The organism is Nocardioides silvaticus (assembly GCF_003160695.1).
Lineage (GTDB): Bacteria > Actinomycetota > Actinomycetes > Propionibacteriales > Nocardioidaceae > Nocardioides > Nocardioides silvaticus.
Genome location: NZ_QGDD01000006.1, coordinates 267,428 through 290,449, shown reverse-complemented (window position 1 = coordinate 290,449; position 23,022 = coordinate 267,428). Strand labels below are relative to the sequence as shown.

Annotated in this window: 21 protein-coding genes; 5 read left to right on the top strand and 16 right to left on the bottom strand. The window is 71.7% G+C overall.

Translation table 11 applies throughout. From position 1 onward, the window contains the following. Nucleotides 1-20 precede the first annotated feature (20 nt). Complete coding sequence (locus DJ010_RS14855; protein WP_146207363.1) at nucleotides 21-3,398, top strand: Ig-like domain repeat protein; 3,378 nt, start codon at nucleotides 21-23, stop codon at nucleotides 3,396-3,398. Nucleotides 3,399-3,477: 79 nt separating this feature from the next. Here DJ010_RS14855 and prfB read toward each other — a convergent pair whose 3' ends face one another. After that, nucleotides 3,478-4,593 carry a peptide chain release factor 2 gene (gene prfB / locus DJ010_RS14850; RefSeq protein WP_109695083.1) on the bottom strand — a complete coding sequence of 372 codons (1,116 nt, stop codon included), beginning with the start codon at nucleotides 4,591-4,593 and terminating at the stop codon, nucleotides 3,478-3,480. 202 nt (nucleotides 4,594-4,795) lie between these two features. On the opposite strand from prfB, the gene DJ010_RS14845 reads away from it, so the two are divergent. From DJ010_RS14845 to DJ010_RS14830, 4 genes are all read left to right on the top strand, one after another. Beyond that, the gene (locus DJ010_RS14845) at nucleotides 4,796-5,890 is read left to right on the top strand and encodes a lysozyme family protein (RefSeq protein WP_109695081.1); all 1,095 of its coding nucleotides are present in this window, start codon (nucleotides 4,796-4,798) and stop codon (nucleotides 5,888-5,890) included. A 109-nt stretch (nucleotides 5,891-5,999) separates the two neighbouring features. Further along, on the top strand, nucleotides 6,000-6,620 hold the full coding sequence (locus DJ010_RS14840) for a hypothetical protein (protein WP_109695079.1): 621 nt from the start codon (nucleotides 6,000-6,002) through the stop codon (nucleotides 6,618-6,620). Next, nucleotides 6,614-7,600: a hypothetical protein gene (locus DJ010_RS14835; protein ID WP_109695077.1), complete on the top strand. Its 987-nt coding sequence runs from the start codon at nucleotides 6,614-6,616 to the stop codon at nucleotides 7,598-7,600. The genes DJ010_RS14840 and DJ010_RS14835 overlap by 7 nt, the downstream gene beginning before the upstream one ends. Before the next feature lie 140 nt (nucleotides 7,601-7,740). Next, nucleotides 7,741-11,031, top strand: coding sequence for a M36 family metallopeptidase (locus DJ010_RS14830; RefSeq protein ID WP_109695075.1), 3,291 nt, complete (start codon nucleotides 7,741-7,743; stop codon nucleotides 11,029-11,031). A 57-nt stretch (nucleotides 11,032-11,088) separates the two neighbouring features. Here DJ010_RS14830 and DJ010_RS14825 read toward each other — a convergent pair whose 3' ends face one another. From DJ010_RS14825 to DJ010_RS14760, 15 genes are all read right to left on the bottom strand, one after another. Continuing rightward, nucleotides 11,089-11,526 (bottom strand): pilus assembly protein TadG-related protein, encoded by a 438-nt coding sequence (locus DJ010_RS14825; protein ID WP_109695074.1) that lies wholly within the window; start codon nucleotides 11,524-11,526, stop codon nucleotides 11,089-11,091. Further along, the gene (locus DJ010_RS14820) at nucleotides 11,523-11,972 is read right to left on the bottom strand and encodes a hypothetical protein (RefSeq protein WP_109695072.1); all 450 of its coding nucleotides are present in this window, start codon (nucleotides 11,970-11,972) and stop codon (nucleotides 11,523-11,525) included. The genes DJ010_RS14825 and DJ010_RS14820 overlap by 4 nt, the downstream gene beginning before the upstream one ends. After that, complete coding sequence (locus tag DJ010_RS14815) at nucleotides 11,969-12,373, bottom strand: TadE/TadG family type IV pilus assembly protein (RefSeq protein WP_109695070.1); 405 nt, start codon at nucleotides 12,371-12,373, stop codon at nucleotides 11,969-11,971. Before DJ010_RS14815 ends, DJ010_RS14820 begins: the two co-directional genes overlap by 4 nt. Beyond that, nucleotides 12,370-12,546, bottom strand: coding sequence for a hypothetical protein (locus DJ010_RS22300; protein ID WP_170124651.1), 177 nt, complete (start codon nucleotides 12,544-12,546; stop codon nucleotides 12,370-12,372). The genes DJ010_RS14815 and DJ010_RS22300 overlap by 4 nt, the downstream gene beginning before the upstream one ends. A 38-nt stretch (nucleotides 12,547-12,584) precedes the next feature. Then, the gene (locus DJ010_RS14810; RefSeq protein WP_245927578.1) at nucleotides 12,585-13,517 is read right to left on the bottom strand and encodes a type II secretion system F family protein; all 933 of its coding nucleotides are present in this window, start codon (nucleotides 13,515-13,517) and stop codon (nucleotides 12,585-12,587) included. Then, nucleotides 13,514-14,368 carry a type II secretion system F family protein gene (locus tag DJ010_RS14805; RefSeq protein WP_109695068.1) on the bottom strand — a complete coding sequence of 285 codons (855 nt, stop codon included), beginning with the start codon at nucleotides 14,366-14,368 and terminating at the stop codon, nucleotides 13,514-13,516. The genes DJ010_RS14810 and DJ010_RS14805 overlap by 4 nt, the downstream gene beginning before the upstream one ends. A gap of 1 nt (nucleotide 14,369) precedes the next feature. Then, nucleotides 14,370-15,611: a TadA family conjugal transfer-associated ATPase gene (locus tag DJ010_RS14800; RefSeq protein ID WP_245927576.1), complete on the bottom strand. Its 1,242-nt coding sequence runs from the start codon at nucleotides 15,609-15,611 to the stop codon at nucleotides 14,370-14,372. A 102-nt stretch (nucleotides 15,612-15,713) separates the two neighbouring features. Beyond that, a complete protein-coding gene (locus DJ010_RS14795) occupies nucleotides 15,714-17,969 on the bottom strand; it encodes a putative bifunctional diguanylate cyclase/phosphodiesterase (protein ID WP_109695064.1) in 2,256 nt (751 codons plus the stop codon). Nucleotides 17,970-18,060: 91 nt separating this feature from the next. After that, complete coding sequence (locus DJ010_RS14790) at nucleotides 18,061-18,672, bottom strand: response regulator (protein ID WP_109695062.1); 612 nt, start codon at nucleotides 18,670-18,672, stop codon at nucleotides 18,061-18,063. Further along, nucleotides 18,669-19,949: a sensor histidine kinase gene (locus DJ010_RS14785; RefSeq protein ID WP_109695061.1), complete on the bottom strand. Its 1,281-nt coding sequence runs from the start codon at nucleotides 19,947-19,949 to the stop codon at nucleotides 18,669-18,671. The genes DJ010_RS14790 and DJ010_RS14785 overlap by 4 nt, the downstream gene beginning before the upstream one ends. An 18-nt stretch (nucleotides 19,950-19,967) precedes the next feature. Then, on the bottom strand, nucleotides 19,968-20,357 hold the full coding sequence (locus DJ010_RS14780) for a hypothetical protein (RefSeq protein ID WP_109695059.1): 390 nt from the start codon (nucleotides 20,355-20,357) through the stop codon (nucleotides 19,968-19,970). Nucleotides 20,358-20,452: 95 nt separating this feature from the next. Further along, nucleotides 20,453-20,875 (bottom strand): hypothetical protein, encoded by a 423-nt coding sequence (locus DJ010_RS14775; RefSeq protein WP_109695057.1) that lies wholly within the window; start codon nucleotides 20,873-20,875, stop codon nucleotides 20,453-20,455. 173 nt (nucleotides 20,876-21,048) lie between these two features. Beyond that, on the bottom strand, nucleotides 21,049-21,654 hold the full coding sequence (locus DJ010_RS14770; protein ID WP_109695055.1) for a TetR/AcrR family transcriptional regulator: 606 nt from the start codon (nucleotides 21,652-21,654) through the stop codon (nucleotides 21,049-21,051). A 61-nt stretch (nucleotides 21,655-21,715) separates the two neighbouring features. After that, complete coding sequence (locus DJ010_RS14765) at nucleotides 21,716-22,339, bottom strand: nucleoside triphosphate pyrophosphohydrolase (RefSeq protein ID WP_109695053.1); 624 nt, start codon at nucleotides 22,337-22,339, stop codon at nucleotides 21,716-21,718. A gap of 18 nt (nucleotides 22,340-22,357) precedes the next feature. Then, nucleotides 22,358-23,020, bottom strand: a complete 663-nt coding sequence (locus DJ010_RS14760) for a hypothetical protein (RefSeq protein ID WP_109695050.1) — start codon at nucleotides 23,018-23,020, stop codon at nucleotides 22,358-22,360. Nucleotides 23,021-23,022: the final 2 nt, after the last annotated feature.

Below are 23,022 nucleotides of genomic sequence, written 5' to 3'. Positions count from 1 at the left end.
TACCGCGTTAGGTGCTCACCATGCGCAAGCTGTATGCCCTTTTCCTCACCCTCGCCGTCGGTCTCGGGCTGGCGGTCCTCCCGGCCGGTCCGGTCGCCGCGGACATCACGGCGCCCAACGCCGGCACGATCCGTGGCACCGTGACGATCTCGGCCAGCGGAGCCTCCGACGGCACCCTCTGCGCCAACGCGTCGGGACCCCAGACCACGCTGCGGCTGATCAACTCGTCGGGGACGGTGGTCTTCGAGAATGTCCAGGGCGGCACCGGCGCCAAGAGCGCGTCGATCAGGACCCAGGACTACCCGAACGGCAACTACACCGCGCGGGCGATCGAGCGGAACCGGTCCGGGTTCGTCTTCTGCTCCAACAACACGAGGACGACGGACCGCGCGGTCACGATCGACAACATCACCCAGCTGGCCTACAGCGGCGCCACGAACGCCCCGCAGAACACGACCGCGACGGTGCGCGCGACGCTGACCGACCCGAACCTCTCCCCCGCGGCACTCAGCGGCCGCACGGTCACGTTCTCGCTCTCGGGGGGCTCGTCGGTCAACGCGACCACCAACGCCAGCGGTGTCGCCACGGCGACCCTGCCGATCTCCGGCCCGCCCCGGACGGCGACGGTCACCGCGTCGTTCGCGCAGACCACCCACTACAAGGGGTCGTCGGCGTCGTCGACGTTCACGGTCGAGAAGAACTCCTCGACCACCACTCTCGCCCAGCCGACCCCGGTGGTCCACGGCCAGCCGACGAGCTTCACCGCCACGGTCGCCCGGGTCGACGGCAACAGCACTCCGACCGGCACCGTCCAGTTCACCGTCGACGGGGCCGACTTCGGGGCTCCGGCCCCGGTGGCTGCCGACGGCACCGCGGTCTCCGCCGTCACCAGCACGCTGAGCACCGGGAATCACACGATCGGCGCCACTTACAGCGGCGACGGCAACCTCACCGGCAGCGCCGCCACGACCAGGACGCTCACGGTCGGCAAGGCCGCGACGACCACCGTGCTCGAGTCCACCGGGTCGCCCACGGTCACCGGTGAGCCGGTCACGTTCACGGCGACGGTCGACGTGGTCGCACCGGGTGCCGGCCAGCCGGTGGGCGCAGTGCAGTTCAACGTGGACGGCCAGCCGGCCGGCACCTCGGTGCCGCTGGCGAACGGCGAGGCCAGCGTCACCATGACCAACCTGCGGCCGGGCAACCACGACGTGCAGGCGACCTACAACGGCAACGCCGACTTCGCGACGAGCAGCTCGGCAGTCCTGACCCACGGCGTCAACCGCGCCGACACCACGATCTCGCTGCAGACGTCGAACGCCGACGCGGTCGCGGGTGAGCCGCTCACCTTCACCGCCGACGTCGACGTCGTCGGGCCCGGCGCCGGCAACCCGACCGGAACGGTCGTGTTCTCCGCCGACGGCGTGCCGATCGGCGACCCGGTGCCGCTCAACAACGGCACCGCGACGTCGTCGGCCCACGGTCTCGACGCCGGCACGCACACGATCACCGCCAACTACGAGGGCGACGGCGACTTCGCCGGGGCGAGCACCTCGCTCGTCCAGGAGGTCGAGGCCGCGCAGACGACCACGACGGTCACCACCTCGCCGAGCCCCTCGGTCTTCGGGCAGAACGTGACCATCCGCGCCGAGGTGCGGCCGGTCAGCCCGGCGACCGGGACGCCCCAGGGCGCGGTCCAGTTCACCATCGACGGTGAGCCGGGCGCGTTCCGCAACCTCGTCGACGGCGCGGCCGAGCTCGACGTGACCACGCTGTCGCGGGGCACGCACGAGATCACCGCGACGTACTTCAGCGCCGACCCGAACTTCGTCACCAGCACCTCCGACCCGACCTCGCACACCGTCAACAAGGCGGCCACGCGGACGACGGTCGAGAGCTCGTCGCCGACGTCGGTCTTCGGGCAGCCGGTCACGTTCACCGCGACCGTGTCGGTGCAGGCGCCCGGCGCCGGGTCCCCGAGCGGGACGGTGACGTTCACGAACGGGTCGACCGTGCTCGGCACGGCCGACGTCAGCTCGGCCACCGGTGGCGTCGCGTCGATCACCACGGACGCGCTGACCGTCGGCCAGCACGCGATCGTGGCGACCTACGACGGCGACGACAGCTTCTCCGGCAGCACCGGCTCGGTCCCGCAGAAGGTCAACCGGGCGCAGACCTCGGTCCTGGTGGAGTCGTCGGCCAACCCGGCCCAGACCGGCCAGAACATCCGGTTCACGGCCACCGTCAGCCCGGTCGCGCCGGGCGCCGGCGTCCCGTCGGGCACGGTGCGGTTCACCGTCAACGGCGCGAACCTCGGCGGTCCGGTCGAGCTGGTGGACGGCCAGGCGCAGAGCGGGCCGTTCGCCTCGCTCTCTCCCGGCACCTACAAGGTCGACGTGACCTACGGCGGCGACCCGCGCTTCGTCGGCAGCAGCGGCACCCTCGACCAGGGCACCGGCCAGGGCGTCACGAAGGGCGACAGCAACACCACGCTGTCCTCCGACGCCGCGTCGACGGCCTACGGCGAGCCCGTCACGTTCACTGCACAGGTCACGGCGGTCGCCCCGGCGACCGGCAAACCGAGCGGGACGATCCAGTTCTGGAAGGGCCAGCAGCTGCTCGGCGCGACCTCGCTGACCGGCGTGTCCGCGGGCACCAGCGAGGCGTCGTTCGCGATCTCGACCCTCCGACCGGGTGACCACCTGGTCCGGGCGGTCTACGTCGGGAACTTCAACTTCAACGGATCCACGGCGTCGACGTCGCACAACGTGTCGGGCATCCCGACCGTGACCGGCATCGAGGCGACGCCGAACCCGTCGACGTACGGCGAGGACGTCACCCTCACCGCGGTCGTCACGGCACCGCTCGACCCCTCCGCGGCACCGGGCGGCACGGTGACCTTCACCGACGGCCCGACGGTGCTGGGCACGGCCGACATCGAGGTCGTCGACGGGCGCAGCGAGGCCAAGCTGGTGGTCGACGACTTCACGGGCGGGACCCACGCCGTGAAGGCGACGTACTCCGGTGCGACGGACTACCTGGCCAGCGCCTCGCCGTCCTACGACGTCGTGGTCAAGGCGGCAGCCACCTCGCTGACCGCCCGGACGTCGTGGATCGACCCGCGTGAGGACCAGATCGCCCGGATGACGGCGACCCTCACCGACGCGAGCGGCGCGCCGGTCGCGGGCCAGACGGTCTCGTTCTCGACGTCGCGGATCCTGGGCGGGTTCGTCTTCCCGCTCTGCGAGGCGGTGACCGACGCCAACGGCGTCGCCACCTGCCGGACGGTCCAGGGGATGTGGCAGCGCATCGTCGAGAACGGGTTCGACGCCCGGTTCGACGGCACCGAGAGCTACCTGCCGTCGGCGGACGAGGGTCAGCTGGTTGGAGCGGGCTGATCCCGGGCACGCCCCCTGGTCCGGCTCGGCCGGATCGGGGGGCGCCTGCCTTTTTCGGCCTCTAGGCCGGAGGCAGGACTCAGGCGTCGGCCTTCTCGGCTCCGCGGCGCCAGCGGATGCCGGCCTCCAGGAAGTCGTCGAGGTCGCCGTCGAACACGGCCTGCGGGTTGCCGCTCTCGTAGCCGGTGCGCAGGTCCTTGACGATCTGGTAGGGGTTCAGCACGTAGTTGCGCATCTGGTCGCCCCAGCTGGCGGCGACGTCGCCCTTCAGGTCCTTCTTGAGCGCGGCCTCCTCGGCCTTCTTCCGCGCGAGCAGCTTGGCCTTGAGGACGATCATCGCGGCGGCCTTGTTCTGCAGCTGTGACTTCTCGTTCTGGCAGGAGACCACGATCCCCGTGGGGATGTGCGTCAGCCGGACCGCCGAGTCGGTCGTGTTGACCGACTGGCCGCCGGGACCGCCGGAGCGGAACACGTCGACGCGGACCTCGTTCTCGTCGACCTCGATCTCGTCGGTCTGCTCCAGCTGCGGAACCACCTCGACCGCGGCGAACGAGGTCTGCCGCCGGCCCTGGTTGTCGAACGGGCTGATCCGGACCAGGCGGTGGGTGCCGGCCTCGACCGAGAGGGTGCCGTAGCCGTAGGGCGCGTGGATCGCGAACTCGGCGGACTTGATGCCCGCCTCCTCGGCGTAGGAGACGTCGTAGACCTCGACGGGGTAGTTGTTGCGCTCGGCCCAACGGGTGTACATCCGCATCAGCATCTCGGCGAAGTCGGCGGCGTCGACCCCGCCGGCGCCGGAGCGGATGGTCACGATGGCCTCGCGCTCGTCGTACTCACCGGAGAGCAGGGTGCGGACCTCGAGGGCCTCGACGGCCTTCTTGATCTTGCCGAGCTCGGCCTCGGCCTCCGCGAGGCTGTCGGCGTCCTGCTCCTCCTGCGCGAGCTCGACGAGCACGCCGAGGTCGTCGATGCGGCCCTTGAGCGCCTCGAAGCGCTCGACCTGGCCCTGGAGCGCGGACAGCCGGCCGGTCACCCGAGTGGCGTTGGCCTGGTCGTCCCAGAGGTCAGGAGCGGCCACCTGGACGCCGAGGTCGTCGATCTCAGCACGCATCGCGGGCAGGTCGAGGACCTGCTCGATGGTGTGCATCGTCGCGACGAGCTGCTTGATCTCGGTGTCGTACTCGGGGCCTGCCACAAGGATCAAGGTTACGGGCCCGGAGGCGGGGTGGCCAAACGCCGTTCCCCGGCCCATCTCTCAGGATGAATTCAGGCCATTTCGGTTCCTCGCTCGTTGAATCAGAGGCATCCTTTAACTCTGACCGAGAAGTAGGGACACCATGACAGCGCGACACCGACTCGAGCCGGTGAGGACCGGCCACGCCGTGAGGCGTGCGGTCGTGACGTCCGTGCTCTCGGCGATCGCCCTCGCCTCGGTCACCATCACCGCCGCCGCGGTCACCCTCACCAACTCCCCGGAGCACAAGGAGGAGCCCGCCGCTGCGGCGCCGTCGACGACCTCGTCGAGCGCCCAGACGGAGGACCCGACGCTCGCCCCGCCGGTCGAGATCGAGGACGTGCCGGTCGGCATCCCCGACGTCGCGCTGGTCGCGGCCGACGGCCCACGGCTCGACGGCATCCCGGACCAGGCGCTGGCCGCCTACCAGCGGTCGACGTCGGTGCTCCTCGAGGCCGACGAGCAGTGCAACCTCCAGTGGACCCTGCTCGCAGCGGTCGGCCAGGTCGTGAGCGGCCACGGCACCTCCGGCGACGGCGCGCTCGACGACGACGGCGTGCTCCGTCCGACCTTCACGGGCAAGCCGCTGGTCGGCGGGGAGGGCACGAAGGTGCCCGACAGCGACGCCGGCAAGCTCGACGGTGACCAGCGGTTCGACCGGCCGGTGGGCCCGATGCAGCTGGCCCCTTCGAGCTGGGCGGTGGTCGGCGTCGACGGCGACGGCGACGGCAAGCGCAACCCCAACGACATCGACGACGCGGCGCTCGCGGTCGCCGTGCTGCTCTGCTCGGGTGAGGACGACCTCGGCAAGCGGCCCGGCCGCGTCGCCGCGGTGAAGCTCATCAACGACGACCCCACATTCGTCGAGACGGTGCTCGCGGTGGAGCGGACCTACAACGACCAGGCCAGCGAGAGCGACGACGACGGGACCACACTGGTCGTCGCGAAGGTGCCGCCCTCGGAGATGCCGACCGACCTGCCGACCGACATCGTCTCCGGCCCGGGCTCCGGGCCGACCGACCCGGACCCGACCGACGACCCCACGACCGACGCCCCGGTGCCGACGGACGTGGTCACGTGGTCGAACCCGCCGCTCCCCACGGGCGGTCCGACGACCCCGACGAGCCCGACGTCACCGACCTCGAGCTCTTGCTCGACGGACATCCCGAGCAACGCGCCCAGCGACGCGCCGACGAGTGCCGCCTGCCCGGTCTCGCCCTCGGGCACCACGACTGCTGGTCCCGCGTCGACCGACTGACCCCGGCCCGTCGGACATCGGTTGTTTGATGTCCGCTTCCACCGGTTAAGGTCCCTCCGAAGGCTCCGGGCGCGCCCCGGGGCGACTCGGGATCCACGGAGCACTATCGATGACGGCAACTCGGGCGGCCGCGACGGCAGTCACCCTGGCAGCGCTCGCGCTCGGGCTCACCGCGTGCGGCGACGACGGCGGCGACGACACCGGCAGCGGCGCACCCGACCTGGACCCCACGTCGGAGGCCACCTCGGCGACCGACGCACCGACGTCCGAGGGAGCCGATCCCGAGGCGATCCCCACCAGCTACCCCGCCGTCGGCCTCGAGTACGACGGCCTGCCGGAGCTCGAGGGCAAGTACCGGGACGCGCTGGCGACCTTCGTCGCCTTCGACCGCGGCCGGCTCCAGCTGCTGCGTGAGGCGAAGATGAACGCCCTCATCACCGGGAACGCCGCCCAGCAGGTGGTCGCGACCTTCCAGTCGACCGCTTCCTACCTCCAGCAGAACAACGCCCACTACCGCGGCACCACGGTCGCGTCCTTCGACAACGTCGAGGAGGGCAACGACCTGCTCGGTCTCGACCTCTGCCTCGACGGCACCGAGCTCCGCTACGTCGAGGGCGGCTCGGCGTCCGCGCCCGAAGGACCGGCCCGCGTGCCGTTCCGCGTCATCCTCACGCTCCACGACGGCACCTGGACGGTGACCGAGGCCGGCTCCCAGGAGGGATCATGCTGAAGACGCTGACGAAGAACCTGCTGCGCTCGAGCGCCGTGCTGGCGCTGGCCGGCGGCGCGATCGCGGTCGGCGCCGCCGTCGAGCCCGCCAGCGCGTGCGGCGTCGGTGGCGACGACTGCGGCGGCGGCCCGACCAGCAGCGGCGGCACGGTCACCATCACGGTGAGCGGCAGCTTCGTCGGCGGCGGTTCCTCCGGGACGTCCGGTACGACGACCGTCAGCCTGCCGACGCCCTGCTACTACGTCCAGGGCTTCACCGGCAAGGAGTACGCCGAGTGGGTCGAGTCCGGCCGGGCTGCCTCCGAGTGGTACCACACCGGGGGCGAGGGCCCCTTCGAGCCGCGGCCCGGCTACAAGAAGTACGCCGACGACGACAAGGGCCACTGGTACGGCTCGGCCTGCTCCAGCGAGACCTTCGACGACCTCGACGAGTTCTTCGAGTTCGCCGAGCGGTGGTTCGAGACCCACGAGGCCGTCTACGTGCCGGCCGGCGGCTCCCCGCCGATCCCCCCGGTGCCGCCGGAGATCCTGCTCCAGGCGGCCACGGAGTCGATCACCGTGCCGGAACCGCAGTTCGAATGGAACCCGCAGGAACGCCAGGGCAACGGCTCCGTGGTCAACCTCGACACCTGGTTCTGGCAGGACCAGGACCTCCCCACCACCGGCTCGGTCACCGCGAGCGCCGGCCCCTGGTCCGCGACCGTCGACCTGACCCTGTCGAACGTGGAGTACTACTCCGACCAGGCCGGCTCCGTCGTGTGCGAGGACGGCGGCACCGAGTGGTCCCCGACGGCCCAGAGCGACTGCACCCTCACCTTCGCCCGTCCCACCCCGGGCGAGACCGTCGAGGCCAGCGCGCGCTGGGACGGCACCTGGTCCTACAACGGCACCCCGCAGGGCGAGATCGACCCGCTCACCGCCGAGTGGTCGGTCACCTTCCCCATCTACGAGATCGGGTCGACGGTCACCGAGGTCGACTGACCTCTGCTCGCGCTGCCGGTCGACCACAACCGGGAACGCCGCGGTCCGGCGCCGCGAAATCATCCGAACGCGCGATGTGCTGCGCCCTGATGTGACCGACGCTGAGTGGGCTGGGACCCCACTCGGAGATCGGACACCTCATGTTCCCCAGGACCACGCGCCGCGGCATCGCCTCCTCCCGGCTGCTGACCGGCCTCACGACCGCGGCGTTCGCCGCCGCACTGCTCACGCTTCCTGCGACCCACTCGTCGGCCGCGCCGACGGCTGCTGCCGCGACCGCCGCTGCCGCCGTCAAGCCCGACAGGTCGCTGGTGCGGCAGACCGAGGGCGGCCGCTCGACCGTCGTCTTCGGCTCCGGCCGCTACCTGACCAAGCCGTCCGGCCGTCCCGCGGGACAGGTCGCGCTCGACTACCTGCGCCGCAACCACACCGTGTTCGCGCTCAGCTCGCGTGAGGCCGCCACCTTCAAGGTGCGCTCTGCGCTGGTCACCCCGCACGACCGCGCCACCCACCTGGAGATCGACCAGGTCGTCGACGGCATCCGGGTCGACGGCGGCGGCCTGGTGGCGCTCGTCGACGCTCGCGGCCGGCTGGTCATGATCGGCGGCCGCTCCGGCGTGCTCGACACCAGCGGCACCACGCGGCTGACCGCCGGCCAGGCGATCGGACTCGCCGCCCGGCGCGGCGGTGCGGGTACGACGAAGGCGCCGCGCGGGTCGCAGACGAAGACCGACGGCCGCCACACCTACCCGAACCCGTACGCCGACGACGTACGCGACCCCTCGCCGGTGACCGCCGAGCTGGTCTGGCACCTGCGCGCCGACCGGAGCCTCCGGCTGGCCTGGCGCACCGAGGTCGAGGTCTCCTCCGAGTCCTGGGACACCTCGCTGATCGACGCGTCGACCGGCACCTTCATCCAGCACGAGAGCCTCTACCACCACTCCGGCCCCGAAGGGAACGTCTACACGACCGAGCACCCCGGGGTCGCCGGAGCGACGCAGCAGGTCGTGCCCTTCACCGGCATCAACGGCTCCTGGGTGACCGACGACAACACCTCGGGCAACAACGTCGACGCCTACCGCGACCGCGACAACAGCTCCGCCAACGACGAGTACCAGCCGACGGCTGCGGACCAGCACTTCAACTACACGTTCACCGACGCCTGGCAGACCGCGACCGACGTCACCGACGTCGGCGCGCTGGACGCCGACCAGGACCCGGCGATCACCCAGCTCTTCTACTACGTCAACGACATGCACGACTGGCTGTGGGGCTACGGCTTCGACGAGGCGTCGGGCAACTTCCAGGTCAGCAACCCCAGTGGTGACGGCACCGGCGGCGACCCCGTGCTCGCCGAGGCCCAGGACGGCTGGGACTTCGGCTGCGTGGACAACAAGGGCACCCCGGCCCCGGGTGACGACGAGGACATCCGCTGCCTCAACAACGCGAACTTCGGCACGTCCCACGCCGACGGCAGCACAGCGCGGATGCAGATGTACATGTGGGTCACGGCCGGCAACAACCCGAGCCGGGACGGCAGCATGGACGGCGACGTGATCGCGCACGAGATCGGGCACGGCGTCGCGGAGCGGCTGCTCCCCGCCGGCCTCTCCAACGCGGTCACCCAGTCCGGCGGGATGAGCGAGGGCTACAGCGACGCCTTGTCCTTCCTCCGCTGGGGCGACGCGGTCATCGGTGACTACGCGACGTCCAACACGGCCACCGGCGTCCGGGGAGTCGCCTACGACACGTCCAACCGCACCTACGGCACCTACAACACCAGCGCCGGCTCGCCCCACGACAACGGCGAGATCTGGGCGACGATGCTCTACGACGTCCGGGAAAACCTCGGCATCGCCACCACCACCCAGCTGGTGCTCGACGGGATGCGCAACACCGCGAACTCCCCCACCCCGACCTTCATCGACGGCCGCACCGGCATCCTGGCCGCGGACATGACCAACAACGGCGGCGCCAACCAGTGCGCCATCTGGTCGGCCTTCGCGGAGAACGGCCTGGGCGTCAACGCGGTCTCCAACGGCCTGCACGCGGCCCAGACCGACAACTTCGACATGCCGCCCGAGTGCCTGCCGACCGCCGACGCCGGTGGGCCCTACAGCACCGACGAGGGCGTCGACGTCACCCTGGACGGGTCGGCCTCGACGGCCGGCTCCGGCGCCTCGGCCGGCGCGCTCGCGTCGTACGCCTGGGACCTCGATGGTGACGGCCAGTACGACGACGCGACCGGCGTCTCCCCCACCTTTACCGACGTCGGCCAGGACGGCAGCTTCACCGTCGGCCTGGAGGTCACCGACGAGTTCGGGAACACCGACGAGGACACCGCGACCGTGACCGTCGACAACGTTTCGCCGACGGTGAGCATCGACCCGATCCCGGTGGTCGACGAGCACGACACGACGACCATCACGGGCACGATCACCGACCCGGGGTGGGAGGAGGACCTGCAGGCGACGATCGACTTCGACGACGGGGCGGGACCGCAGCCGCTCAGCGGGACGCTCGAGAACACCCGGCCTGACGCCACGTTGGCGTTCTCCGTCGACCACCAGTACGGCGACAACGGCTCCTTCACCGTCGAGGTCGTCGGCTCCGATGACGACACCTCGACGAGCGCGTCGTCCACCGCCGGTGTCGACAACGTCGACCCGACCGCCGTGATCGACGACTCGGGTGCGGAGACCTACGGCGGCCAGTCGGCGTTCGTCGTCCACGCGGGCGAGGACCTGACCGTGCCGGTCGGCTCGGAGGATCCCGGCAGCGACGACCTCGCGTTCGAGTGGGCCTGGGGCGACGGAGCCACCGACACCGTGGTCTCCCTGGTGAACCCGCCGCTCCCCGACCCGTCGCCCTCGCCCTCGGTCCAGCCGCGCGACATCACCGAGGAGGCGACCCACGCCTATGTCGAGGCCTGCCTCTACCAGCTCGGCGTGACGGTCACCGACGACGACGGCGGTTCTGCGAATGACGACGCGGTGGTGCTCATCACCGGCAACGCCGACGACAGGGGCAACGACGCCTTCTGGAAGAACCAGATCAAGCACGTCGGCAAGCCCCGGAACTACACGGCCGCCGAGCTGGAGTGCTTCTTGTCGATCGTCGGCTACCTGAGCACGGTCTTCGACGAGAGCACCGACGCCTCGACGCTGGCCCTGGCCCGCGACGTCCTCGAGGGCAAGAGCTCGCCCAAGGGCGAGGCCCGCAAGCTCGAGCAGGAGCTGCTGGCGGCCTGGCTCAACTTCGCCGCCGGCTCCTACGACCTCGACAGCGTGGTCCAGCGGCACAAGCCGAAGGGCACGACCACCTTCGTCGAGCTGGTCGGCCAGGCGGAGGCGGTGCGCCTCGACCCGACCTCGACCGAGAAGGAGCTCAAGGAGCAGCGCGAGAACCTCAACCAGGTCAACAACCACTGACGCGGACGGGTCGTCATTGCCAGCGCGGCCCCTGGGCCACGCTGGCGATGACGACCCTCAGTCCTCGGGCCGGACGACCGCAGAACCCGTGGCACCCACCGTCGGCGCCTCTGGACCGCCGGGCAGGGTGAGCGGGAGATCGACAGGGGCGACGATGTCCACGACCACCCGGTCGTCCCGGACGGCGACGGTGACACGGAGGCCGGGGTGGGCGTCGTAGGCACCGCCGGCGCGGAGGTAGTCACGCACCGCGGCGCGGGCGACGTCGGCGCTGAGGTCGAGGTCGTCGTGGCCGAGACCCCCGCGGTAGACGTCGCGTCCCTCGGCAGCGGCGTCCGCCCCGTAGAGGGCCGCGCCGTCGGCCAGGTTGTCGAGGCTCTGGCGCTTGAGATAGGCCGCGGCGGCGTCGATGACGACCACGATCAGCAGCAGGACGACGAGGCCGAAGCCGATGATGATCACGCTGGCCTGGCCGCGCTCGTCGCGTCGGTTCACCGGTCCACCTCCTGGTAGCGGCCGATCGGCACGGTGTGGCTGGCGTCGAGCGCGAACCGCGGGCTGCCGCCGCCGAGCACATCGGGCAGCAGCGGCAGGTCGACGCTGGAGCGGATCCGGACGGTGATGACGGAGGTGCCGTTGTGGCAGTCGTGGGGGTACGGCGTGCACGTCACGCTCACCCGCAGCGGCGCCTCCTCCAGCCCCTGGTCGGCGAGCGCGCGGCGGGCGACGTCCTCGGCAGCGCGCCTGCCGGCGGCGTCGTCGGGCGCGAGGGCGTAGGCGCGGCCGGCGGCGCGGGCCGCGGCGGTGACACCGAACGCACCCTGCTGCACCTGCGAGACCGAGAGCACGATCCACAGCAGCGGCACCAGCAGCAGGATGCCGAGCCAGACCAGCTCGACCAGGGCACTGCCCCGGTCGTCCGTCGTACGACGCCGGCTCACGCGGTCTCCTCCACGGCCCGTCCCGACACCGAGAACCGCAGCGCTGGGCCGCCGATCCCGAGCGCCGGCACCTCGGCCGTGACCGTGATGATCACGCCCGGCAGGCCGTCGACGGATTCCTGCTCGACGGTGACCGCCTGCGCGAAGCGACCGGCGATCGCGGTGTCGATCTGCGAGCGGGTGCGGGCGACGCCGTCGGCCGGACCTCGGTCGGCCGTGGCCGCGTAGCGCGCGCCGTCGGACGCCGCTGCCGCGAGCGTGGCGCGGACGTGCAGCACGAGCGCCACCTGCAGCAACCCGGCGACCAGCGGCGCGAGCACCACGACCACGAGGACGAAGTCGACGACCGCCGAGCCGCGCTGGCCCCGCCCTGGTGGTCGATCTCGTCGGGACCGGGTCACCGCACCGAGTTGAGGGCGTTGCGCAGCATGCCGACCAGGGCGGGCTGCGCGAACGCGAGCAGAGCGGTGACCAACCCCACCGACATCACGGTGACGAGCACCCAACCGGGCACGTCGCCGCGGTCGTCACGCGGCCGCGTCCAGACCAGCCAGCGGCCGAGGATTGCGTTCATTGTCGTTCCTTCCCGAGATGGTTCCGATGCGAGGTGCGTCAGGGGGCGGCCAGGGACAGGCCGACCAGGCCGGGCCAGAAGGCGAAGAAGACGGTGACCGGCAGCACGATGAAGACGACGGGCACCATCATGAAGATCTCGCGGCGCGAGGCCTGCTCGATCAGCTCCCGACGGCCGGCTTCGCGGACGTCGCCGGCCTGCGCGTGGAGCACGTCGGTCAGCGGCGTGCCGCGCTCCACCGCGACCGCCACGCCGTGGGCGAAGCGCGCGACGATCGGCACGCCGGTCGTGGCCGCGAGCCGGTCGAACGCCTCGGCGACCGGCTCACCGGTGCGGATCGCTGCGAGCACGGAGCCGAGCTCTTCCGAGAGCGCGCCGTGCGATCGTCGTACGACCCGGTCGAGGGCGGAGACCGGCCCCTCCCCCGCGGCGACCGCGAGCGCCAGCAGCTCCGCGACCGTCGGGAACTCCTCGACCATCGCGCGCTCGCGGCGCCGCACCTGGGTGGTCAGGTGGTGGTCGCGGGCGAGCACGCCGCTGGCCAGCCCGACCGCGCAGATGATCACCAGCGGCAGCGGGTTGCCGGGGCGCGACAACGTGGCGAGCACGCCGTAGGCAGCGGTGAGCGCGAACCCGGCCAGCCCCCACACCACCTGCTCGACCCGGAAGTCGTGGACCGTGCGGTCGAGGCCGGCGCGCGCGAGACGACGTCGTACCGATGAGGCGCCGCCGAGCACCCGCTCCACCAGCTCCGCCGCGGACCGGAGCATCGGCGCCGTCAGCGCGACGAACGCCGAGCGCGGCTCGCCGCTGCGCGCCGGGATGGAGTACGACGGCGTCAGGTCGCGCACGTAGGGAAGCACCCGGACGTCGAGCTGCGGCCGGCGCATCGCCAGCACCCGGCCGACCACCAGCAGCAACCCGAGCGCGGTCGTGCCGCCGAGCAGCCCACCCCACGTCGCGGCGGTCACGACAGGATCCGTCGCTCGGTGGGAAGCCGACCGATCCGCATCATCAGCCGGTAGGCGAACACGCACGCGCCCGCACCGACGACGAGGATCACCGCGCCGGCGGCCGACCGGTAGCGGGTGATCACGTCGGTCTGGAGCGACATGAGGAGCAGGACCAGCCACGGCGCCGAGACCGCCAGCCGGGCGCCGTTGATCGTCCAGGACTGCCGCGCCTCGAGCTCGGACCGGGTGCGCAGGTCGTCGCGGAGGTAGGCCGACAGGTTGCGCAGCAGCCGGCCGAGCTCGCCGCCACCGACCTCCCGCGCGACGCGCAGGCCTTCGACCACGCGGTCACCGACAGGATCGGCGAGCCGGTCCTTGAGCCGGTCGAGGCAGTCGCCGAAACGCCCCGACACCTGGTAGTCGAGCGCGAACGAGTCGAACGCCGACCGCAGCGCCTCCGGTCCACGCACGCCCAGTGCCGCGACGGCGTCCGGCAGCGACATCCCGGCTCGTACGGCGGACGTCAGGTCGTCGACGGCCTCCGGCCAGACCTCGGCGAGCTCCCGGTGCCTGCGGCGCGCCCGCCCCGACACCACCGCCACCGGGAGGTAGGCCGTGAGCGCACCGACCACGATCGCGAGCGGTGCCGTCCGCGACATCGCCAGCACCACCAGCGCCACGACCAGCCCGGTCGCGACGCAGAGCAGCACCATCGAGCGCGGCGTGACGCCGGCCATCCCGGCCTCGGCCAGCAGCCGCTCGATCCGGCCGGACCTCGGTTGCTCGGGCCGAGGCGGGCGGGGGGTCGCGAACGCCGACCAGATCAGCAGGACACCGAGCCCGAACCCCAAGCCGACGAGCGCGCCCATGTCACTCGGCTTCGTGGAGGAGACGTCGTACGTCGACGCCGATCCGCTCGTAGTTCCCGACCCGCGGCGGCATCCCGAGACTCCGGCGCAGCCGGCCTTCACGCAGCTCGAAGAGCGGCTCGGTCTCGATGATGTCCTGCTCGATCCGACCCGGCACGCCGACGATCTCGGTGACGCGACGGGTCCCGCGGTGGTCGACCTCGAGGTGCACGACGAGGTCGACCGCCGACGCGACCGTCGGCACCACGAAGCGGGCCGAGATGTTCTCGCCCGCCAGCAGCGGCAACGTGCAGGCCTTGGTCAGCGCCTCGCGAGCACTGTTGGCGTGGATCGTGCACAGGCCCGGCAGCCCGCTGTTGAGGGCGAGCAGCAGGTCGAGCGCCTCCTCTGCCCGCACCTCGCCGACGATGATCCGGCTCGGTCGCATCCGCAGCGACTCCTTGATGAGGTCGCGAAGCCGGATCTCGCCGGTCCCCTCGAGCCCTTCCTGCCGGGTCTGGAGGGCGACCCAGTCGGGGTGCGGGAAGCGGATCTCGAAGACCTCCTCGACCGAGATCACCCGCTCCCCGCCGGGGATCGCTGCCGCCAAGCAGTTCAACATCGTCGTCTTCCCTGCCTGCGTCCCGCCGCTGACCAGGATGTTGAGGCCGGCCCGGACCGAGGCTTCCAGGAAGAGCGCCGCGGACGGGGTGAGGCTCTGCAGGCCGACCAGCTCGGAGAGTCGCGAGGCACGCACGACGAACTTGCGGATGTTCACCGCGGAGAAGCCCCGGCTGATCCCCTGCAGGACCACGTGCAGCCGGTGCCCCTGCGGGAGCATGGCGTCGACGAACGGCCGACTGAGGTCGACCCGTCGCCCGGTGGTCTTGAGCATCCGCTCGACCAGCTCCGACACCTGCGCCTCGTCGAGCACCAGGTTGGTCAGCTCGTGGCGACCGTTCCTCGCGACGAACACCCGGTCGGGGCTGTTGATCCAGACCTCCTCGACCGTCGGGTCGTCCAGCATCGGCTGGAGCGGACCGAAGCCCGCCACCCGCGCTACCAGTTCCGCCACTACCCCGTCGGGATCGGCCACGGGCTCGACCATCCCGGTCAGGCTGCGGTCGTCGTGGTCGCGCACCAGCGTCTGCGCGATCCGCCGGACCGCGGCCACCTCTCGCTGCGGGTCGAGCCCGTCGCGTCGTACGGCGGCGCGCAGTGCCTCGTCGAGGACACCGACGACGGCGGCCTGGGTCACGGTCACACGACCCCCCGAGATAGGAATCTGTTCCGCTTCCGAACAGTAGGGGAACCGGCGCCGACTGGCGAGAGGCAGTTCTCCAGCCCTGTGGAGAAGCGTCGGACGTCAGCGGGCGGCGTGCAGCGCTTCGTCCAGCGCCACCGGCCAGGTCCACAGATATCCCTGGCCTGACTCGCACCCGAGCTCCCGCAGCGCTTCGAGCTGGTCGGGCGTCTCGATGCCCTCCGCGACCGTCCGCAGGTCCAGCCGGTTCGCGATCTCGATGACGCCGCGCACGATCGCCCGGTCCTCCTCGCTGTGCTCGACGTTGCGCACGAACGTGCGGTCGATCTTGAGGATGTCCACGGGCAGGCTGCGCACGTGCGTCAAGGGCGAGTAGCCGGTGCCGAAGTCGTCGAGGGCGATCCGGACCCCCAGCTCCTTCAGCTCTCCGAGGCGTGCGACCGCGTTGTCGAGGTCGGCCACGATCGCGGTCTCGGTGACCTCGAGGACCAGACGCTCGGCCGGCAGCCCCGAGGCGTCGAGGGCGTCGGCGACCATCGCCGCGAGACCGCGGAGACCCAGCTGGCGACCGGAGATGTTGACGCTCGTGTAGGTGTCCGGTGCCAACCGCGCGGTGGCGTCGCACGCGGACCTCAGCGCCCACTCCCCGATCGGCAGGATCTGGCCGCTGACCTCGGCCGGGCCGATGAAGTCCGCCGGGTTGAGCAGACCGCGAGCGGGATGCATCCAGCGGATCAGAGCCTCCACGCCGAGCCGCTGCTCGGAGGCCAGGTCGACGATCGGCTGGTAGACGAGCCAGAACTGTTGCTGGTCCAGAGCGGCGTCGAGGTCCTCGACGAGCCGTGCGGGCGGTGCGCCGGGCGCAGAGACCGGGACCCCGGCGGTCTCCGGCTGGTCGTCCGCGCGCGACTTCGAGGCGTACATCGCCTCGTCCGCCCGGCGCAGCAGCGTGTCGGGCGAGCCGGCGCGGTCGGCCGTGGCGAAGCCGACGCTGGCGCTCACGCGCACCCGCTGACCGTCGATCACGGCGACGTAGCTCAGCTCCTCCTCGATCCGCGCCGCCGTCTCGGCCACTGCGTCCAGGTCGGTCGCCTCGCAGAGGACCGCGAACTCGTCACCTCCGAGGCGCGCGATCGTGTCGCCCTGTCGGACCGAGCTGCGGAGCCGTCGTGCGACGTCCGTGAGCACCGCGTCGCCCGCGGCGTGGCCGTGGGTGTCGTTGACGACCTTGAAGCCGTCGAGGTCGATGAAGAGCACCGCGCACACCCGGCCGGCGCTGCTGGCGCGGACCACCGCCTCGTCGAGCCGGTCGGAGAAGACCCGCCGGTTGGCGAGCCCGGTCAGCGGGTCCTCCAACGCCATCCGGGTGATCGCATCCTCCAGCTTCTTGCGGTCGGTCACGTCGTGGCAGGTGCCGCGCATGCCGGTGTGGCCCCCGCGGAGGTCCACGGCCACCTCACCCAAGGCGTGGATCGTCCGGATCTCCCCGTCGGGACGCAGCAACCGGCACTCGTAGTCGAGCGAGCCCGATCCGTCCGCCACCTTCCGCAGGAGGCCGGCGACCCGCTCCCGGTCCTCGGGGTGGACGAGCTCGAGGAAGCCCTCGATCGTCGGGGTGAAGAAGTCCGGGTCCACGCCGGCGAGTGCGTAGAGCTGCTCGGACCAGGTCACGGCCTGCGTGACCTGGTCCCACTCCCAGCTCCCGACGCCCGAGAGCGCCTGCGCGTCGGCGAGCTCGCGGTGCGCCGTCTCCGCCTCCACGCGGGCTGCCCGCTCGCGGTCGACGGCCGCCTCGCTGGCGCGCCAGTAGACGAGGCAGGCGGCACTCTCCGCCAGCACGAACGCTCCGTGGATGAGTCCCCACAGCCAGGGGTTGTCCGCTGCTGCCGCGTGGTTGTAGACGGCGTGCGGCGCGATCGTCCCGACGACGCTGTGGTGCGCGACGACGAACGCCAACCCCAGCAGGTAAGGCAGCCATGCCTGGTAGAGCGCGACGACGGCCACCATCACGAAGAAGTGGAAGTGTGCTTCGATCAGGCCACCCGTCAGGTGGACGACGAGTGCGGAGCTCGTCATCAGTCCGAGCGTGGCGGAGGCCGAACGGAGCCGTCTGCCGAACCTCGGCGTCGTCGCAGCAAGGGCCAGCCAGCCCACCGCCGAGGCGTCCGCGGCGCCGTGAGCCAGGGACTGCTGCGACAGCACGGACGCTACTGACAGCACGATCGCATGCAGCCACAGCAGGACGCAGATGCCGCGGTGGCGTGCCCTCCAGGCGCCGTCGCTCAGGACGCCGCCGCGCGGCAGCCACTCGGCGGCGCGCCCACGCCACGCCTGGCGACCGGTCTCCCCTTCCCCCATGAGGACATCCTCGCCCCGCGCCGCTCCGCGCCCGACGGAACGACGAAGCCGATCGGACCGACTTGCATGGCCCGATCTGACTAGTTCGCGCTCAGAGGCCGTGGCGCTGGGCCCAGAGCGCGGCCTGGGTGCGGTCGGTGGCGCCGGTGCGCTGGAAGATCGAGGTGAGGTGGGCCTTGACGGTGCGCTCGCTGATGCCGAGGCGCTGGGCGATCTGCTTGTTGAGCAGGCCCTCGACGACGAGACGGAGCACCTCGATCTCGCGCGGGGACAGCTCGAGGTCGCGCTCGGCGCGGGCGGCGATGAGCTGGCGGGCGGCACGGGGGTCGAGCGGTGACTCGCCGCGGGCGACCGCGCGGATGCCGGCGATGAGGTCGGCGGGCTCGGCGTCCTTGAGGAGGTAGCCGACGGCGCCGGCGTCGATGGCGGCGTGGATGCGGGCCTGGTCGGAGAACGAGGTCAGGACCAGCACCTCGGCGCCGAGCCGTTCGGCGACGATGGCGCGGGTGGCCTCGACGCCGTCGGTGCCGGGCATCTGGAGGTCCATCAGCACCACGTCGGGACGGTGCTCGCGGACCAGCGCGATCGCCTCGCCGCCGTCGGCGGCTACCCCGACGACGGTGAGGCCGTCGGCGTCGTCGAGCAGGCCGGTGAGGCCCTGGCGGACGACCGCGTGGTCGTCGGCCACCACGATCCGGATCATGCCGGCACCTCGAGTCGCACCGTCGTACCGACGCCCACCGTCGACTCGACCTCCAGCCGGGCACCGGCGTCACGCGCCAGGCTCCGCAGGCCGCGCAGGCCGAACCCGCCGCCCGCGCGGGCAGAAGTGGTGTCGAAGCCGCGGCCGTCGTCGATGACCTCGAGCACCAGCAACCGCTCCTCGCGGTGGACGGTGACCGACATCCGCTGCGCGCCCGCGTGCGCGGCGACGTTGCGGACCGCCTCCTGCGCCACCCGCCACACCAGCGCCACCGCGTCGTCGCTCGACCCCGACTCCCCCGTGACGTCGACGTCGACGCTGACGCCGGCCGCGGCCAGCGGTGCGGTCAGGTCGTGGAGCGCCGCGGCAAGGCCCTCGACGTGCAGGTCCGGCGGGTAGATCTCGACCAGCAGCGAGCGCAGCGACCGCATGCTCGTGCGCAGGGTCCGGCTCACCTCCTCCAGCTCGCCGGCGACCTCGGGCTCGTCGTCGAGACGGCCGACCAGCGTCGAGATGGAGTACGACGAACCCGCCAGGTCCTGCACGACACCGTCATGCAGGTCGCGGGCGATGCGCACCCGCTCGGCGTCCGAGGCGCGCACGGCGGCGCGGAGCAGCCGCTCGCGCTCGCGGCCGTCCTTCGCGGCGCGGCGGGTGAGCAGCAGGATCAGCGGCGTGGCGACGACGGTCAGCGCGACCAGGGCGCCGATGCTGATCGGGAGGAAGCGCTGGAGCACCTCTTCGCGCCGGTCGGCGACCTGGTCGGCGGAGAAGTACGCCTCGAACAGCAGCGGCTGGCCCTCGGGCGAGGTGATCCGCGTGTAGACCTCGAGCAGGTCGCCGCCGAGGTCGCGCTCGAAGCGGTTCTGCGGACGGTCGAGGTCCGCGTGCTCGGCGTCGGCGCCGCCGTCCTCGAGGACGGCCCGCTCGTCGTCGTCGAGGGTGTAGACGCTGCCGATGAGGTCGGTCTTGTCGCTGTAGAGCACGGTGCCGTCGGCCGCCCAGATCTTGATCCTCAGCACGTCACCGACGAGCAGCCGGTCGAGGACCTGCCGATCGAGCTTGTCGATCGCGGCCGCGTCACCCTTGACCAGTCCCTTGGGCACGGCCGGCTCGGCGACCGAGCGGGCCAGCACCACGGTCAACGTCTGCGCCTCCTCGATCGCCTCGTCGTCGGCGGCTCCCGCGCTCAGGGCGCTGGTGGCGACGAGCACGACGACCAGTGTCACGAACCCGGCGGCCAGGAACTGCACCACGGGGTTCGTGTACCAGCGCATCCCGACCTCCTGTGAAGGTCAGTAGTTCACCACACCCCGACAGACCTGTCCGGCGTGCTTCGCGCGGAACAGGAGGTCGTCGATGCCTTGGATGTCGACCACCCGCCGGGTCACCCGGAACGTGCCGTTGGGCGGCACGGTCTTCTTGGTGCCGCGGGCGCTCACCGACCCGTTGTGCTTCATCACCCAGCGCCAGCGCTGGCCCCGCCGGTTGCTGTCGACGAAACCCTCGACCTCCAGCCGCTTGTCGACGAGCTGGACCCGCAACCTCCAGTCGGCACCGTCGCTGCAGGCGCCGCGTTGGATGATCGAGTCGGCGCCGCGGTCGGTCGCCGGTGCTGCCGCCCGGGCCGGGGTGACGGCGGTCAGGCTGAGGGCAACCACCGCGACGGTCACGCAGCGCTTCATGGGCCCATGCTCCTCTTCTCGCCGAACAGCGTCGCCGGTCGCGCCGGTGCCCGCGACCTGTCCGATGGTGCTAGTACCCCCAGGATGCCGCTCGTTCAGCGAACCAGGGCGGCCTGCCACTGCTCCGGGCTGTCGACCGTCACGCCGACCTCGCCGCGGTCGGTCGCGAGGACGAGCACCGGCCGCCCGTTCCAGTGGCCGCGGAAGGACCGGTCGACGCGGGTGGCGGTGATGTCCGTGAGCGGCAGCGTGATCGCGCTGCCCAGCAGCGGGCGTACGACGACGCTGGTCGGCGTCAGGACGATCCAACCGGTGTTCCGGGTGCGGGGAAACGAGCCGGTGCCCCCGCGGTACTGGCCGAGCTCGGGGCCGAGCTCAGCGTCCGGGTAGGACTGCCGCAGCTCCGCGCCGCGGTCGCGGGCGGCGCGGCGCAGGACGACGATCAGCACCACGATCGCCGAGCCCAGGACCGCGAGGGCCACGAGCACGATCAGGACGGCCACGCCGACGTCGCTCACCGGCGCATCATTGCAGCATCAGCCCGGGTCACACAGGATCGAGGGAGGGGCCACGCGTCTGTGGGGGAAGCGCGACCCCTCCCAGCTCTGGGGCCCGAGGCTTGCCTGAATCGTCCATGCCCCGCACGGGCGGCGCAGGCAATTGCAAGTTCCTCTGGGAAAACTTTCAGGAACTAGGCCACCGGCGCGGGCTCTGCCTGCGCGAGCAGGTGCCGCATGCCGAGCTCCAACGCCGCCCAGGCCGTCTCGGCGTCGCCCTCGTTGAGGTAGAGCAGCGTCATCCCGTCGATCATCGCGGCCATCGATCGCGCCAGCACCGGCACCGGCGCCGACCAGGCGATGCCCGTGCTCGCCGCGACGGTGTCGAGGATCGTCGTGTTCGCCTCGAGGTAGATCTCGTACTGCTTGCGGGCGACGTCGGCGAGGTCCGGCTCGCGGACGGCGTACTGGGTGAGCTCGTAGGTGACCCGGTGCTCCTCGGGGTACTTCACGACGTGGTCCCAGTAGCCACGCAGCCCGCCGAGCAGCCGCTCCTCGAGGGTGCCGTCCTTCCCCAGCGCCACCAGCGCCGGCTCGAGGGTGTGGGTCGTGATCGCCCGGATCACCTGCTCGAGCAGCTCGGCCTTCGAGCGGAAGCAGTAGTGGAAGGCGCCGAGCCGCATGTCGGCCTCACCGACGATCGCGCGCGTCGTCGTCCGCGCCACACCGTCCCGGGCCATCACCCGGATCGCAGCCTCGATCAGCAGCTCGCGTCGTACGTCCGCGGACACCCTCGCCATGTCGACCTCCCGCCGCTCAGGATAAGTATCGTCCAAGACGCCCGACCCAGAACCGGGAAGTTCAGGGCAGCCGGCGTACGGCGTCGCGCAGCGCCTGCTCCGGGTCGATGCCCGTCCGGCGGCCCTCGGCGACGAGGGCGAGCAGCCGGTCGCCGAGGTCGTCGCCCGCGGTCGGCGGTGCTGCGCCTGCTCGCTCCAGCCGATTCAGCACCTTGTCCGCGTAGAGCAGGGCCGGCAGCGTCGGCGGGAGGTCGAGGACGGCATCGGGGTGGTCGCGCCTGCCGCGACCCTTCTCGGTGGCCTTGATCGACTCCCAGACCTCGGTGACGGTCGCGGCGTCGGGGGCGTCGGCCGACCCGGCCGCTCCCCCGTCCGGGCCGTAGACGTGGGGGTTGCGGCGGATCATCTTGGCGGTGATGTCGCGGGCGACGTCGTCGAGGTCGAACTCCCCCGCCTGCTCCGCGATCACCGCGTGGAAGACGACCTGGAGCAGCAGGTCGCCGAGCTCCTCGCGCAGGTGCGCGACGTCGCCGGTGTCGATCGCCTCGAGGGTCTCGTGGGTCTCCTCGAGCAGGTAGCGCGCCAGCGACCGGTGGGTCTGCTCCTTCTTCCACGGACACTCCGCCCGCAGCCGGCGCATGACCGCGACGAACTCCGCGAGCGGGTCCTCGGTCGTCGGCTCCATCGCGGGACCCAGGACGGCTCAGCCCAGCGGGATCGCCGGCGCCTCCGGCTCCGGCGCGGGACGCTTGCCGCAGAGCTCCTCCTCGGGGAGCTCCTGGAGCTGCTCAGGGGTCGGGGCCGCGTTGTCGATCTCGGCGTCCTCGCTCACCGGCACCGACAGCTGTGTGCCCGCGGGCACGAAGGCGCCCTCCTCGAGCTTCACGTCGAAGCGCGGGTTGATCGAGACGTCGTAGCCGCTGAGGTCGGGGAGCTCCTCGGCCTCCTGCTGGATCGCGGAGGAGAGGACGAACGCGTCGACGTAGGAGCGCAGCGACTCGGCGTCGTCCTCGTCGACGTCGTCCCACCCGGGCGAGAGCTCGAGGCCGGAGTCGGGCGCCGAGACCTCGATGCCCTCGTCCTCGGCGTACTCGATGGCGACCAGCGCACCGACCCATGCCTGGAGGACCTGCGCCTGGGCGTAGGCGCGGCTGGTGGTGGCGGCCGAGGGGTCGGCCTCCTGGAGCGTGCAGAGACCGTCGACGACCTCGGTCAGCTCGTCGAGCGAGATCTCGGTGCTCTCGACCTGCGCCGCGACGCCGGGCTGCGGGCCGTCGGCGCCGATGACGTTGCTCGAGCAGCCCGTGACGACCAGGGCCAGTCCGACCGTCGCCGCGGACGCCAGGGTCCGTCCGACCTTCTTCACGC

Coding starts and splice junctions, on each gene's coding strand:
- DJ010_RS14855 (WP_146207363.1), top strand. CDS start 21: ATGCGCAAGCTGTATGCCCTTTTCCTCACCCTCGCCGTCGGTCTCGGG.
- DJ010_RS14840 (WP_109695079.1), top strand. CDS start 6,000: ATGACGGCAACTCGGGCGGCCGCGACGGCAGTCACCCTGGCAGCGCTC.
- DJ010_RS14835 (WP_109695077.1), top strand. CDS start 6,614: ATGCTGAAGACGCTGACGAAGAACCTGCTGCGCTCGAGCGCCGTGCTG.
- DJ010_RS14830 (WP_109695075.1), top strand. CDS start 7,741: ATGTTCCCCAGGACCACGCGCCGCGGCATCGCCTCCTCCCGGCTGCTG.
- DJ010_RS22300 (WP_170124651.1), bottom strand. CDS start 12,546: ATGAACGCAATCCTCGGCCGCTGGCTGGTCTGGACGCGGCCGCGTGAC.
- DJ010_RS14805 (WP_109695068.1), bottom strand. CDS start 14,368: ATGGGCGCGCTCGTCGGCTTGGGGTTCGGGCTCGGTGTCCTGCTGATC.
- DJ010_RS14795 (WP_109695064.1), bottom strand. CDS start 17,969: ATGGGGGAAGGGGAGACCGGTCGCCAGGCGTGGCGTGGGCGCGCCGCC.
- DJ010_RS14790 (WP_109695062.1), bottom strand. CDS start 18,672: ATGATCCGGATCGTGGTGGCCGACGACCACGCGGTCGTCCGCCAGGGC.
- DJ010_RS14785 (WP_109695061.1), bottom strand. CDS start 19,949: ATGCGCTGGTACACGAACCCCGTGGTGCAGTTCCTGGCCGCCGGGTTC.
- DJ010_RS14780 (WP_109695059.1), bottom strand. CDS start 20,357: ATGAAGCGCTGCGTGACCGTCGCGGTGGTTGCCCTCAGCCTGACCGCC.
- DJ010_RS14770 (WP_109695055.1), bottom strand. CDS start 21,654: ATGGCGAGGGTGTCCGCGGACGTACGACGCGAGCTGCTGATCGAGGCT.
- DJ010_RS14765 (WP_109695053.1), bottom strand. CDS start 22,339: ATGGAGCCGACGACCGAGGACCCGCTCGCGGAGTTCGTCGCGGTCATG.